Below are 12314 nucleotides of genomic sequence, written 5' to 3'. Positions count from 1 at the left end.
GCTACGCCTTGGGCTCGAGCCGTACCGAGATCGAGTTGATGCAGTAGCGGTCGTCCGTGGGCGTGGGGTAGCCCTCGCCGTGGAAGACGTGCCCGAGATGGGAGTCGCACGTGGCGCAGCGCACCTCGGTGCGGACCATCCCATGGCTGTGGTCCTCGATCAGCGTGACCGCGCTCGACTGGGACGGTTCGAAGAAGCTCGGCCACCCGCAGTGCGACTCGAACTTCGCGTCGGACCTGAACAGCTCGGTGCCGCAGGCGCGGCAGGAGTAGACGCCCTCGGTCTTGGTGTCGACGTACTCACCGGTGAACGGACGCTCGGTGCCCGCCTCCCGGAGGACGTGGTACTCCTCGGGGGTGAGCTGCGCGCGCCACTCGGCCTCGCTCTTGACCACCTTGTTCATGCCCTCCACCTTATGCGGAGGAAGAATCATTCGAGCGAAGCATCCATTCCGGGGTCTTTCTGCGTCTTTGTCGATGTGGGGGTGACTTCGCCTCCCTAGAGGGGTGAGACCGCTCGCCTGGGGTCGTCGCCGCTGCGCAGCATGCCCGTACTGCGCGCCGGCGGCCCGTTGAGGCCGGCCGGACGATGCGCCAGCGTCCGGGACGGCGTGAAGGCGGGCGGTCGTCAGGTTCGTCCTGTCGAGCGCCCGGTCCCGCCACCGCGGCGCTCCGGGACGAACCCACCCACTCCTTCGCTCGTCGGCCCCGTCAGGGGCGTCATGCGGGGATTCGGGGTAGGTTCAGCCCCATGGCGTCGCCCTTCATCGAACTGCAGGCCGGGGACCGTACCATCAAGGTCACCAATCCCGACAAGGTGTACTTCCCGGGCATCGGGGCCACCAAGCGAGAACTGGTGGAGTACTACATCAGCGTGGGCGAGGGCGCGCTCCGGGCGCTCAGGGACCGCCCGACGCATCTGAAACGGCACCCCGACGGCGTCCAGAGCGAGGCCATCTACCAGAAGCGGATGCCGGCCAAGCGCCCCGACTGGCTGCGGACGGTCACCGTGACCTTCCCGAGCGGGCGGACGGCCGACGCGCTCAGGGTCACCGAGGTGGCCTCGATCGCCTACTGCGCCAACCTCGGCACCATCGACTTCCACCCGTGGCAGGTGCGGGCCGACGACGTCGAGCACCCCGACGAGCTGCGCATCGACATCGACCCGCAGCCCGGCCTCGGGTTCGACGCGGCCCGCCGGGCCGCCTTCCTGGCCCGCGAGGTGCTGGCGGAGGCGGGCCTGACCGGCTTCGTGAAAACCTCCGGCAACAGGGGCGTGCACATCGCGGTCAGGATCGAGCCCCGCTGGGACTTCGTCGAGGTACGGCACGCGGGCATCGCGCTGGCCAGGGCGGTCGAGGAGCGCGACCCCGACCTGGTGACGACGGCCTGGTGGAAGGAGGAGCGCGGCGAGCGGGTGTTCATCGACTACAACCAGAACGCCAGGGACAGGACCGTCGTCAGCGCCTACGCGGTGCGCGCCCAGCCGCACGCGCCCGTCTCCGCGCCGCTCACCTGGGACGAGCTGGCCGACGCCGAGCCGGGCGACTTCGACATCAGGACCATGCCCGAGCGTTTCGCGCGGATCGGCGACGTGCACCGCGACATCGACGAACGCGCGTACTCGATCGAGACGCTCCTGGACTGGTACGCCAAGGACGATCGCGGCGACCTGCCGTACCCGCCGAACTATCCCAAGATGCCCGGCGAGCCGAAGCGGGTGCAGCCCAGCAAGGCCAGGGACGAGTGACGTGTATCACTTGAATCACATTACTTGACGCCCGGTCCAATAGTTCGGGAGGCTCTCGGACTATGGCTCTGGCATCAGCACGACGGCTCGCCGCCGCTGGAGCGGTGACGGCCTTCATCATCGGCGGCGTGACCATGGCGGCGGGTGTGGGCACCGCCATGGCCGCCGACTGCAAGCTGCTCGTCCTGGCATGCGAGGACGATCCGGTCCAGGGTGGCGACCCGGGAGATCCGTGGCAGCCCGAGGTGCGGCCACCGCAGCTGCCGGTCCCCGACGACGTCTGGTCCGACGTCCCCGTCCCCCGCGACACCTGGTCGAACGCTCCCGCGCCGCAGGACACCTGGTCCAGCGGCCCCGCCCCCCAGGAGACCTGGTCCTCGGGCCCCGCCGAGCCGCCGCGGCCTGAGGCGCCGTGGAAGCCGGCGGACGAGGACAAGCACCGCATCCCCGACGGGCCGCCGCAGACCGGCGCGGGCGGGCTCGCTCCCGCCGACCCGATGTGGCCCTTCGCCGCGGGCGGCGCCGCCCTGCTGGCCGGCGCGGGTCTCGCGGGCTTCGCCGTACGGCGCGGCGCCGCGGAACGGCGGAGTGGCTAGGCCGCCCGGGCACAAGCCGATCATGGCGGGGGCCGTGCTGGTGTCGCTCGCCGGGCTCGCGCTGATCTGGTTCGGGATCACCGGCATGGCCGGCGCGCCCGAGAGCGCGCCGGCGTCCGCCACGACCGGCACGGCGCTGCCCGAGGTCGGCGCGCCGGCGCTGACCGGGCCGCCCGAGGCGCTGGTCGGCCGGGTGGCCGCGCCCATGAGAGCCGCCAGGCCGACGGCGGTGTACATCCCCAAGCTCGGCGTGTCGGCCCCGCTCATGGAGCTCGGGCTCGACGCCAGAGGCGCCATCGAGAACCCGCCGCTCGACCATCCCAACGTGGCGGGCTGGTACCGGTACGCGCCGGTGCCGGGCGCGCGGGGCGCGGCGGTCATCACCGGTCACCTCGACACGCGCACCGGCCCCGCGGTGTTCGCCAACCTCCGCTCCATCAAGCCGGGTGACCAGGTGCAGGTGATGCGGGCCGACCGGTCGGTGGCCATCTTCGTGGTCGACCGGGTCGAGCAGGTGGCCAAGAGCGCCTTCCCGAGCAGGAAGGTGTTCGGCAAGGTGACGTACGCGGGGCTGCGGCTGGTGACGTGCGGTGGCGCCTTCGACAGGAAGGCGCACAGCTACCGGGACAACACCATCGTCTACGCGCACCTCGCCCACGCCTACCACCCCGGCTCCTGACGCGCACCAGGGCGGCGCGGACCCGGGCGGCGCGGACCCGGATCGGGGATCGCGGGGAAGGCTTAGCGCGCTCAGCCGGCCGGGGCCCGTCACAGGTTGATGATCGCGGCCTTCTCCCTGGTGTACTCCAGCACAGCGTCGTGACCGTAGCCGCTGTCCTTCACCCCGCCGAACGGCAGGCTGGGCGGCATCTGCCGGAAGGTGTTGACCCACACCGCGCCGCTGTCCAGGTCGCGCACGAACCGGTGGGCCCGGCCCAGATCGCGCGTCCACACGCCCGCCGCCAGCCCGTAGACCGAGTCGTTGGCGATGGCCAGCGCCTCCTCGTCGCTGCCGAACGGCAGGGCCACCGCGACCGGCCCGAAGATCTCCTCCTGGCAGACGCGCAGCGCGTTGTCGGTGGCGGTGTAGAGCGTCGGCGCGACCCAGTAGCCGCCGGGCAGGCCGGGCACCACCTCGGCGCCGGTCGTCCCGCCGAAGACGAGCTCGGCGCCCTCCTTCTCGGCGATCTCCAGGTAGGAGGCGACCCTCTCGTACTGGCCCGCCGACACGATGGGGCCCATCGTGGTGCCCAGGTCGAGCGGGTCGCCGAGCACGATGCCGGCCGCGGTCGCGCGGATCCGCTCCAGCATCTCGTCCCAGATGTCGCGGTGGATGAGGATGCGGGAGCCGGCCACGCAGACCTGGCCGGCGTTGCCGGTGAAGACGGAGTTCACCGTGACGCCCTGGGTGGCCGCGTCGAGGTCGGCGTCGGGGAAGACGATGTTGGGCGACTTGCCGCCCAGCTCGAAGGTGAGCGGCTTGATCCCGGCCGCCTGGGTGATCGCGATGCCGGTCTGGGTGGAGCCGGTCAGGCTGATCTTGTTGACCCCGCGGTGCCTGACCAGCGCCTCGCCGACGTCCTCGCCCATGCCGGAGACGAGGTTGAGCACGCCCGGCGGCAGCACCTCGGCCAGCAGCTCGCCCAGGCGCAGCACCGAGGCGCTGGCCTGCTCGGCCGGCTTGACGATGACGGTGTTGCCCGCGGCCAGCGCGAAGGCCGCCTTGGCGGAGAACGTCGAGACGGGGGAGTTCCACGGGATGATCGCCAGCGCCACGCCGTACGGCTCCCGCCTGGTCAGCCCCAGGCTGTCGGGACCGAGGATGACGGTGTCGCCCTTGACCGCGTCGAATACCTGGCCCGCGGCCAGTTCCCAGAGGAAGCGCATGCCTGGCAGGTCCTTGTGCAGGGTGTCGCGCAGGATGCGGCCGTTGTCGCGGGTCTCGATCCTGGCCAGCTCCTCGGCGTGCTCGGCGAAGACCGCCGCGACCTTGCGCAGGTACTGGGCCCTGCCCAGGGCGGGCATCGCCGACCAGGCCGGCAGTGCCGCCCGGGCGGCCGCCACGGCGGCGTCGGCGTCGGCCTTCCCGCTGGCGGGGATCCGCGCCCACACCTCGCCGGTGGCCGGGTTGACCGAGTCGAGGGTGCGGCCGTCGGCCGCGCTGACGAGCCTGCCGCCGATGAGGTTGCGATACTCCATCACGCAACCAAGCATATGCTTGCTTGCTCGACGAGGCTAGCGGCGCGACGACCCCAGTGTGAAGGCGACGTTCACCAGGACGACGCCGCCCCAGACGACCAGATAGGTGAGCAGCCCCGCGTCGCCGACGGTGATCGCGATGGTCGCGATCGTGCCCATCACCAGCGAGACGATCGCCAGCGCCAGCCGCATGCCGGTGATGCTCTGCTGCTGCTTCAGCGTGTGCCACGTGGCGCCCGACTCGGCGGCCACGCGATCGTCCACGCGCCGGTCGACCTCCTTGCCGATCTTGTCGAGGAAGGACTCGACGAGGGAGTCCTCGAAGTCGGGCCCGAGGTCGCGGCGCGCCGCGACGGCCGCACGCAGCTCATCGCCAGGAGTTGACGTCATAGATCGAGATATAACGTATCTTGCGCTCAGCGGGCAAGAATGTCATCAAGGTTGTACGAAACTGGCCTTTCCAGCTGCTCATAGGTGCAGGATTCGGGCGTCCGATCCGGCCGCCACCGCCGGAACTGCGCGGTGTGGCGGAACCTGTCGCCCTCCATGGCGTCGTAGGCCACCTCGATCACCAGCTCCGGCCTGAGCGGGATGAACGACAGGTCCTTCTTGGCGTTCCAGCGCGACACCGCGCCCGGCATCCGCTGGCCGCCGCTCGACGGGGTCGCCGCGGGCAGGCCCGCGCGCAGCAGCGCCTGGTCGGCCCACTCGCCCCAGGGATGCTCGCCCAGCGCGGCGAGGTACGGCTTGAGCTCCTCGACCAGCTCGGCCCTGCGCGCCATGGGGAAGGAGGCGGCCACCCCGACATGGTGCAGCCTGCCGTCGGGGCCGTAGAGGCCGAGCAGCAGCGACCCCACGATCGGCCCCGTCTTGTGCTCGCGGTAGCCGGCGATCACCACGTCGGCGGTGCGCTCGTGCTTGACCTTGAACATGGTGCGCTTGTCGGGGACGTACGGCTGGTCGCCGGGCTTGACGATGATGCCGTCGAGCCCCGCCCCCTCGAACATCTCGAACCACTCCGACGCCTGCTCGTCGTTCGTGGTCACCGGGGTCAGCCTGATCGACTCGCGGGCCTCGGGGAAGAGCTCCTCCAGCCGCGCCCGCCGCTCGGCGAACGGCGCCTCCATCAGCGAGCGCGAACCCAGCGCCAGAAGGTCGAAGGCGACGAACGAGGCGGGCGTCTGCTCGGCGAGCATCCGCACCCTGGAGGCGGCAGGATGGATGCGCTGCTGCAGCGCCTCGAAGTCGAGCTCCTGCCCCCTGCGCAGCACGATCTCGCCGTCGACCACGCACTTGTCGGGCAGCTCCGCCCTGACCGCCTCGACCAGCTCGGGGAAGTAGCGCGTGAAGGGCCGCTCGTTGCGGCTGCCCAGGAACACCTGCTCGCCGTCGCGGAAGATGATGCAGCGGAAGCCGTCCCACTTCGGCTCGTAGAACAGCGTGCCGTCCTGCTTGGGCATGCCCTTGACCGCCTTGGCCAGCATCGGCGCCACCGGCGGCCGTACCGGCAGGTCGAGCTGGGGATCGAGCTCGTCGTCCATGGCTACTCCCTGATGTATCTGCAGAAGAGGAAGCCCTCCTCCTCCAGCACGTGCGCCAGGCCGAGGCCGGTCTGGTTCGCCTCGCCGTTCAGGATGCGCGCGGCGCCGCCGCCGATCAGCATCGGGCTGATCGACAGGCACAGTTCGTCGACCAGCCCGGCGGCGGCCAGCTGGGCGTTGAGCCGCGGCCCGCCCTCGCACAGGATGCCGCCGAGCCCCCGGTCGTGCAGCGCCTCGACGGCCAGGCCGAGGTCGACCCGGTCGGCGCCCGCCACGATCACGTCGGCGAGCTCGGCCGCCTCCGCGCGGCGGTCCTTCGGCGCGGCCTCGCAGGTGATCACGATCGTCCGCGCGTACGGCGCCGCCTCGGTGAACAGCGGGCTGCCCAGGTCGAGGTCGAGCCGGCGGGTCACCACGGCGATGGGCGGTGCGGGAGGGCGGCCCTCGCGCAGCGGCTGCCACGACTGCCTCGGTCTGGCCGGGCCGTAGCCCTCGGTCCTGACGGTGGCCGCGCCCGCCATCACGACGTCGGCCAGGCCGCGCAGGACCCCGAAGATCCGCCGGTCACCCTTGCTGGACAGGCCGCCCGACAGACCCTTCACCCACGAGCCGCCGTCGGCGCTGGCGACCATGTTGACGCGCAGCCAGGGCCGCCGCTCGGGGTAGGCGTAGGCCTGGGGGATGTCTGGATCGTCTGCTGTGTCGGGATGGATGCGACGCACCCCTCTACCTTGGCACACAGCACCGACGAACCGGGGCGAGGGGCGTTATTAGCAGTTTGGTGTAACAGGAGACGTACATAGCCGTTTGTGCATAACGTGGCGGCAGGGCTGCTGCTTCGGAGGAGGCCGGGTGGGCGTGGTCACGGTCGCGTCGTGGGTGCTCAACGCTCTGATCGGCGGCTACCTGCTGTACCTGTGGCTGTCGGGGGGCGGGCTGCGGCAACAGGCGACGAAGGTCACCCGCTTCCCCGTGGCGCTGATCTTCTCCCATCCGGTGCTGGCGTGCTCCGCGCTGGCCTGCTGGGTGGGATACCTGGTCACCGGGCAGCGGGCGCTGGCGTGGCTGGCCTTCGCGGTGCTGTCGGTGGCGGCGCTGCTGGGCTTCACGATGTTCACCAGATGGCTCGGCGCCGGACGCCACGCGCGGGGCGCCGAGCAGCGCTTCCCGCTGCTGGCGGTGCTGGCGCACGGGGTGGTGGGCGTGACCACCTTCGTCCTGGTCCTGCTGTCCGCGTCGTCGATCAGCTGAGCCGCGGCGCGGGCGGGGCGAGGGTCGTGGCCAGGGTGGCGAAGGCGTCCACCAGCGGGTCCCTGGTGTCCGCCCGCCAGGCCAGCGCGACGCTCGTCGTCGGTGCGCCCGCCAGCCGCCGGTAGACCACGCCCGCCGGCCGTACCATGCCCGCCGCGGCGGGGGCCAGGCTGACGCCGAGTCCGGCCGCGACCAGGCCCGCCACCGTCTGCCACTCCACCGCCCGCTGCGCCACCCGCGGCTCGAAGCCCGCCGCCCTGGCCAGCCCCAGCAGCCGGTCGTGAAAGCCGGGGCCGTGCTCGCGAGGGAAGAACACGAACGGCTCGGCGGCCAGGTCGGCCACCTCGATCCGGCGCCGCGCCGCCAGGCGATGGCCCGAGGGCAGCACGGCCACCACCTCCTCGGCCCGCAGCGGCCGCAGTTCGAGCCCGGGCTCCTGCTCCACCTCGCGCACCAGTCCCACGTCGATCACCTCGTCGCGCAGCGCCGCCAGCTGCCGCGTCGTGGTCATCTCGTGCATCTCCACCCGCACCGCCGGCCGCGCCCGGCCGAAGGAGGCGATCAGATCGGGCACGACGGTCAGCGCGAGGGAGGCGGCGAAGCCGACGCGCAGCCGTCCCACCTCACCTCGCCCGGCCCGCCTGGCGGCCTCCAGGCCGTCGGCGACCTCCTCCAGCGCCCGCCGCGCGGCCGGCAGCAGCTGCGCGCCCACGGCGGTCAGCTCGCGGGCGGCCCGGTCGAACAGCGGATGCCCCACCCGCTCCTCCAGCCGCCTGATCTGCTGGCTGAACGGCGGCTGCGCGACGCCGAGGCGCTCGGCGGCCCGCCCGAAGTGCAGCTCCTCGGCCAGCACCACGAAGGCGTGCAGCTGCCTGAGGTCCAGCTCCGGGCGTTCCATATCTCAAGAGATATCAGGCATGCCCACGCCGCGTCTTGGACATATCGCCCGTGCCGCTGTGAGGATGCCTGCCATGACAGCACGCACGCTCATCTCCAGCGGGTCGACCTTCGAGGAGGCCATCGGCTACTCCCGCGCCGTCGTCCAGGACGGTTGGGTCTTCGTCTCCGGCACGACCGGCTTCGACTACCGGACGATGACCATCTCCGACGACGTGACCGAGCAGGCCGCTCAGTGCCTGCGCAACATCGGCGACGCCCTCGACCGCGCGGGCGCGTCACTCGCCGACGTCGTCAGGGTCACCTACATGCTCCCCGACCCCGACGACTTCGAGCCCTGCTGGCCGGTGCTCCGCGCGGCCTTCGCGCAGGTACGGCCGGCCGCCACGATGATCGCCTGCCGCCTGGCCGACCCGCGGATGCGCATCGAGATCGAGGTCACCGCCCTCCTGCGCGCGTCCTAGCGCCCGGCCGTGCCGCGGACGGCCGCTCACCGTCCGGTGCCGGCCGGCGGCATGCGCGCCCACTGCTCGAAGGCGCGCGGGGACGCCGGGCAGGGTAGCGGTGCCGGCGACCTCGGCACTCGTCTAGGGCTGGGACGCCGGCCGCGCGTGGCGCAGGACCTGCATGCTGTGGGCCGTGACCGGCACCAGCGCGCCCGGCGACCGCTGATCGTCCAGGGACTCCTCGCGCGGCGTCTCGTCGTCCGTGTTCAGCACGATGGTCCACGAGTCGGCGAACTCCGCGCCGGGCAGCGTGAACGTCATGTCCTCGTGGTGGGCGTTGATCAGCAGCAGGAAGGAGTCGTCCACGATGCGCTCGCCGCGCGGCCCAGGCTCGGTGATGGCCTCGCCGTTGAGGTAGACCGACATCGACTTGGCGTAGCCGGTGTGCCAGTCGCTCGCCGTCATCTCCGCCCCCGCGGGGGTGAGCCAGACCAGGTCGCGCTTGCCGTCCTCCGGCGTGTGGCCGCGGAAGAAGCGGCGGCGCTGGAAGACCGGATGCTCGCGGCGCAACCGCGACAGCGCGCGGACGAAGTCGAGCAGGCCCTCCTCGGTGCGGGCCATCGACCAGTCGACCCAGGCGATCTCGTTGTCCTGGCAGTAGGCGTTGTTGTTGCCGCGCTGGGTGCGGCCCAGTTCGTCGCCGTGGGAGAGCATGGGCACCCCCTGCGACAGGAACAGCGTGGTCAGGAGGTTACGGCGCTGGCGGTGCCGCAGCCGGACGATCTCCGGATCCTCGACGGGCCCCTCGGCGCCGCAGTTCCACGAGCGGTTGTCGTCGGTGCCGTCGCGGTTGTCCTCGCCGTTCTCCTCGTTGTGCTTGCGGTTGTAGGAGACCAGGTCGGCGAGCGTGAAGCCGTCGTGGCAGGTGACGAAGTTGATGGAGGCCACCGGGCGGCGGCCTGAGGTGGCGTACAGGTCGGCGGAGCCGGCCAGGCGGGAGGCGAACTCGGGCAGCGCCGACCCGGTGCCGCGCCAGAAGTCGCGCACCGAGTCGCGGTACTTGCCGTTCCACTCGGTCCACAGCGGCGGGAAGTTGCCGACCTGGTAGCCGCCCGGACCGACGTCCCACGGTTCGGCGATCAGCTTGACCTGGGAGATCACCGGGTCCTGCTGGATGAGGTCGAAGAAGGCGCTCAGCCGGTCGACGTCGTGCAGCTCGCGGGCCAGCGCGGCGGCCAGGTCGAAGCGGAACCCGTCGACGTGCATCTCGAGCACCCAGTAGCGCAGGGAGTCCATGATGAGCTGCAGCGCGTGGGGGGAGCGCACGTTGAGGCTGTTTCCGCAGCCGGTGTAGTCGAGGTAGTAGCGCCGGTCGCCGTCGTGCAGGCGGTAGTAGGCGCCGTTGTCGATGCCGCGGAAGCCGAGCGTCGGGCCCATGTGGTCGCCCTCGGCGGTGTGGTTGTAGACGACGTCGAGGATCACCTCGATGCCCGCCTCGTGCAGCGCCCGCACCATCGCCTTGAACTCCAGCACCTGCTCGCCGCGCTGGCCGGCGCTGGAGTAGGCGCCGTGCGGCGCCAGGTAGGCCATCGTGTTGTAGCCCCAGTAGTTGGTCAGCCCGCGGGCGACCAGGAAGTGCTCGGGCACGAAGTGGTGCACCGGCATGAGCTCGACCGCGGTGACCCCGAGCGAGAGCAGGTGGTCGATGATCGCCGGGTGCCCGATGGCCGCGTAGGTGCCGCGCTGCTCCTCGGGGACCGCGGGATGGCGCATGGTCAGCCCGCGCACGTGCGCCTCGTAGATGACCGTCTGGTGGTACGGCGTGTGCGGCGGCCGGTCGTTGCCCCACTCGAAGAACGGGTTGATGACCACGCTCTTCGGCATGTAGGGGGCGCTGTCGACGGTGTTGATCTTGGAGGGGTCGGTGAAGTGGTAGGAGAAGACCGCCTCGTTCCACCGCAGCTCGCCCTCGATGGCCTTGGCGTAGGGGTCGAGCGTCAGCTTGGCGGGGTTGCAGCGGTAGCCGCGCGGCGGGTCGTAGGGGCCGTGCACGCGGTAGCCGTACCGCTGGCCCGGCATGATGCCGGGCAGGTAGCCGTGCCAGACGAAGCCGTCGACCTCGGGCAGCTCGATGCGCTCCTCGGCGCCGTCGTCGTCGAACAGGCACAGCTCGACCCGCTCGGCGACCTCGGAGAACACCGCGAAACTGGTGCCTACGCCATCCCAGGTGGCGCCGAGGGGATAGGGCTCACCCGGCCAGACCTCTCGCATGTGGCCCGATTGTCGCACGTGTCCGCCTTTCCGTCGCTATGACGAGAGTACGAACCCTTGAGGGGTTCTCGCTCCCGCGGCGTGTCGCCGTCCCGTCAGGGGCGGGGAAGATGTCGCGTCGCGGGCCCCGCGTCGAGCGGCGGCGCCGGGCCCGCGCCGACCGGCGGGCCTCAGCCGAGCAGTTCGGCGTTGAGCGAAATGATGGTGCCCGCCAGCGCCTTGCTCACCGGGCAGTTGGCCTTGGCCGTCTCGGCCGCCTCCTGGAACTGCTCGGCGGTGATGCCGGGCACCTGCGCGCGCACGCTCAGCACGATGCCCGTGATGCCCTCGCCCGGCTGGAAGGTCACGTCGGCCTTGGTCTCGATCGTCTGCGGCGGGGTGCCTGCCTGCGCCAGCCCGTGGGACAGGGCCATCGAGAAGCACGAGGAGTGCGCGGCCGCGATGAGCTCCTCGGGAGAGGTCTTGCCGTTGGCCGCCTCGGCCCTGGAGGGCCAGGAGACGTCGAAGGTGCCGACGCCCGAGGTGTCGAGCGAGACCTGACCGGAACCGTCGAGGAGCGCGCCCTTCCACTGCGTGGTCGCGGTACGGGTGGTCGCCATGGCGATGTCCTTTCGCTGGAAAACCCCAACATATCCCGCTGGTCGTCGATGATCGCCGGTACCCGCCGCGGGGTCGCGGGGCCGCGTCGACGGCCGGCGGGCGGTCAGTCGCAGCCGCCCGAGCCGCGCGTGCTCAGGCAGGCCCAGCCGAGCGTGCCGGCCTGGCGGCGCGCGCCCGAGGGCAGCGTGTTGGGGCTGCCCAGGTAGGACCCGTAGACCTTCACGGTGGGGGTGTCACGGGTGCGGCGCAGCAGCAGCTGGGCGGTGTGGTGGTTGTTGTGCACCGAGCCGAACCGGTCGATCCGCAGGTCGACCCACTTGCCCTTACCGCTGAGCACCCACTGGTTGCCGCGGTAGCGCGACCGCTCCCAGAAGCAGGCCACGCCCGAGTCGCAGTCGCCCTGCCCGTCGAGACTCGCGCACGTGGACGGGAAGACGTGGACGCTCAGCGCGCCGTCGTCGTAGCTCACGGTGTTGGTGTCGACCCTCGTGCCGCCGGGATGGCGGGCCAGCTGCGCCGCTATCGCGTTGTCGCTGTCGAGCGCGCACTGGTCGGTCGGGTCGGCGGCGGCATGGCCTGCCGAGGCGGGCAGGCAGGCGGCCAGGAGGGTGATCGCGGCGGCGAGTCCGATGTGCACGCACGGTCCTAACGTCGGAGGCTGATGACGAACGGAACGTTAGCGTGTGACTGCGCTGTGTTACACCACCTTCTCGCCAAAGTCGCCGCGTGACTCCCGCGCGGCACGTCGGGGAGTCACGCGGCGT

General features: G+C 71.4%; 14 protein-coding genes. 5 read left to right on the top strand and 9 right to left on the bottom strand.

What is annotated here, in order from left to right; genetic code table 11:
• Position 1: 1 nt before the first annotated feature.
• A complete protein-coding gene (gene msrB, locus ACWENQ_RS12595; protein ID WP_354904354.1) occupies positions 2–403 on the bottom strand; it encodes a peptide-methionine (R)-S-oxide reductase MsrB in 402 nt (133 codons plus the stop codon).
• Positions 404–750: 347 nt separating this feature from the next.
• On the opposite strand from msrB, the gene ligD reads away from it, so the two are divergent.
• From ligD to ACWENQ_RS12580, 3 genes are all read left to right on the top strand, one after another.
• The gene (ligD, locus tag ACWENQ_RS12590) at positions 751–1749 is read left to right on the top strand and encodes a non-homologous end-joining DNA ligase (RefSeq protein ID WP_452414163.1); all 999 of its coding nucleotides are present in this window, start codon (positions 751–753) and stop codon (positions 1747–1749) included.
• Between the two features lie 62 nt (positions 1750–1811).
• Positions 1812–2345 (top strand): hypothetical protein, encoded by a 534-nt coding sequence (locus ACWENQ_RS12585; RefSeq protein ID WP_452414161.1) that lies wholly within the window; start codon positions 1812–1814, stop codon positions 2343–2345.
• On the top strand, positions 2338–3024 hold the full coding sequence (locus ACWENQ_RS12580; protein ID WP_452414160.1) for a class F sortase: 687 nt from the start codon (positions 2338–2340) through the stop codon (positions 3022–3024). Before ACWENQ_RS12585 ends, ACWENQ_RS12580 begins: the two co-directional genes overlap by 8 nt.
• An 89-nt stretch (positions 3025–3113) precedes the next feature.
• Here the strand turns inward: ACWENQ_RS12580 and ACWENQ_RS12575 are convergent, their stop codons facing one another.
• Genes ACWENQ_RS12575 through ACWENQ_RS12560 form a run of 4 tightly spaced genes read right to left on the bottom strand, consistent with a single transcriptional unit; the run spans position 3114 to position 6807 of the window.
• Entirely contained in the window at positions 3114–4544 is a 1431-nt protein-coding gene (locus tag ACWENQ_RS12575; protein WP_452414525.1) for an aldehyde dehydrogenase family protein, read from the bottom strand.
• A gap of 36 nt (positions 4545–4580) precedes the next feature.
• Positions 4581–4934, bottom strand: coding sequence for a hypothetical protein (locus ACWENQ_RS12570; protein WP_449924277.1), 354 nt, complete (start codon positions 4932–4934; stop codon positions 4581–4583).
• Between the two features lie 26 nt (positions 4935–4960).
• Positions 4961–6085, bottom strand: coding sequence for an ATP-dependent DNA ligase (locus ACWENQ_RS12565; protein WP_452414158.1), 1125 nt, complete (start codon positions 6083–6085; stop codon positions 4961–4963).
• Positions 6086–6087: 2 nt separating this feature from the next.
• Positions 6088–6807, bottom strand: a complete 720-nt coding sequence (locus ACWENQ_RS12560) for a pyrimidine reductase family protein (protein ID WP_354904339.1) — start codon at positions 6805–6807, stop codon at positions 6088–6090.
• 130 nt (positions 6808–6937) lie between these two features.
• On the opposite strand from ACWENQ_RS12560, the gene ACWENQ_RS12555 reads away from it, so the two are divergent.
• Complete coding sequence (locus ACWENQ_RS12555) at positions 6938–7336, top strand: hypothetical protein (RefSeq protein WP_354904337.1); 399 nt, start codon at positions 6938–6940, stop codon at positions 7334–7336.
• Here the strand turns inward: ACWENQ_RS12555 and ACWENQ_RS12550 are convergent.
• Positions 7329–8234 (bottom strand): LysR family transcriptional regulator, encoded by a 906-nt coding sequence (locus ACWENQ_RS12550; protein WP_452414156.1) that lies wholly within the window; start codon positions 8232–8234, stop codon positions 7329–7331. The genes ACWENQ_RS12555 and ACWENQ_RS12550 overlap by 8 nt on opposite strands.
• A gap of 73 nt (positions 8235–8307) precedes the next feature.
• Between ACWENQ_RS12550 and ACWENQ_RS12545 the strand changes: the two genes are divergently transcribed.
• A complete protein-coding gene (locus tag ACWENQ_RS12545) occupies positions 8308–8697 on the top strand; it encodes a RidA family protein (RefSeq protein ID WP_449924264.1) in 390 nt (129 codons plus the stop codon).
• Positions 8698–8820: 123 nt separating this feature from the next.
• On the opposite strand, the gene glgX is transcribed toward ACWENQ_RS12545, so the two are convergent.
• The 3 genes from glgX to ACWENQ_RS12530 form a co-directional block, all read right to left on the bottom strand.
• Positions 8821–10950, bottom strand: a complete 2130-nt coding sequence (glgX, locus tag ACWENQ_RS12540; protein ID WP_449924261.1) for a glycogen debranching protein GlgX — start codon at positions 10948–10950, stop codon at positions 8821–8823.
• A gap of 170 nt (positions 10951–11120) precedes the next feature.
• Complete coding sequence (locus ACWENQ_RS12535; protein WP_449924258.1) at positions 11121–11549, bottom strand: OsmC family protein; 429 nt, start codon at positions 11547–11549, stop codon at positions 11121–11123.
• A 104-nt stretch (positions 11550–11653) separates the two neighbouring features.
• Entirely contained in the window at positions 11654–12187 is a 534-nt protein-coding gene (locus ACWENQ_RS12530; RefSeq protein WP_449924255.1) for a peptidase inhibitor family I36 protein, read from the bottom strand.
• Positions 12188–12314 lie beyond the last annotated feature (127 nt).

The organism is Nonomuraea sp. NPDC004354 (genome assembly GCF_053602555.1).
This window is presented reverse-complemented; position numbering and strand designations above follow the sequence as displayed.

Excerpts from the sequence above, each read along its gene's own strand:
- msrB (WP_354904354.1), bottom strand. The coding sequence starts at position 403 with ATGAACAAGGTGGTCAAGAGCGAGGCCGAGTGGCGCGCGCAGCTCACC.
- ligD (WP_452414163.1), top strand. The coding sequence starts at position 751 with ATGGCGTCGCCCTTCATCGAACTGCAGGCCGGGGACCGTACCATCAAG.
- ACWENQ_RS12585 (WP_452414161.1), top strand. The coding sequence starts at position 1,812 with ATGGCTCTGGCATCAGCACGACGGCTCGCCGCCGCTGGAGCGGTGACG.
- ACWENQ_RS12575 (WP_452414525.1), bottom strand. The coding sequence starts at position 4,544 with ATGGAGTATCGCAACCTCATCGGCGGCAGGCTCGTCAGCGCGGCCGAC.
- ACWENQ_RS12570 (WP_449924277.1), bottom strand. The coding sequence starts at position 4,934 with ATGACGTCAACTCCTGGCGATGAGCTGCGTGCGGCCGTCGCGGCGCGC.
- ACWENQ_RS12565 (WP_452414158.1), bottom strand. The coding sequence starts at position 6,085 with ATGGACGACGAGCTCGATCCCCAGCTCGACCTGCCGGTACGGCCGCCG.
- ACWENQ_RS12550 (WP_452414156.1), bottom strand. The coding sequence starts at position 8,234 with ATGGAACGCCCGGAGCTGGACCTCAGGCAGCTGCACGCCTTCGTGGTG.
- ACWENQ_RS12545 (WP_449924264.1), top strand. The coding sequence starts at position 8,308 with ATGACAGCACGCACGCTCATCTCCAGCGGGTCGACCTTCGAGGAGGCC.
- glgX (WP_449924261.1), bottom strand. The coding sequence starts at position 10,950 with ATGCGAGAGGTCTGGCCGGGTGAGCCCTATCCCCTCGGCGCCACCTGG.
- ACWENQ_RS12535 (WP_449924258.1), bottom strand. The coding sequence starts at position 11,549 with ATGGCGACCACCCGTACCGCGACCACGCAGTGGAAGGGCGCGCTCCTC.